General features: G+C 67.1%; 1 protein-coding gene. It reads right to left on the bottom strand.

Features of this window, described 5'->3' with window-relative positions:
* The coding region (locus tag MFF64_RS37755) for a carboxyl transferase domain-containing protein (RefSeq protein WP_273557230.1) at nucleotides 1–207 on the bottom strand (207 nt) is incomplete at both ends.

Raw genomic sequence — 207 nt, 5'->3', positions numbered from 1 at the left:
ACTCGCGCGCAGCCCAGACCTTTTTGGGTGATCTCCTCCCCCGTCCCCCCCTTGACCACGTCCGGTCCGGTGATGAACATCTGCGAGGTCTCACGGACCATGAACACGAAGTCCGTCAGGGCGGGCGAGTACGCCGCACCGCCCGCGCACGGGCCGAGCATCACGCTGATCTGCGGGATGACGCCGGACGCCTTCGTGTTGCGCTGG

The sequence above is a fragment of the Methylobacterium frigidaeris genome, assembly GCF_022179185.1.
Lineage (GTDB): Bacteria > Pseudomonadota > Alphaproteobacteria > Rhizobiales > Beijerinckiaceae > Methylobacterium > Methylobacterium frigidaeris.
This window is presented reverse-complemented; position numbering and strand designations above follow the sequence as displayed.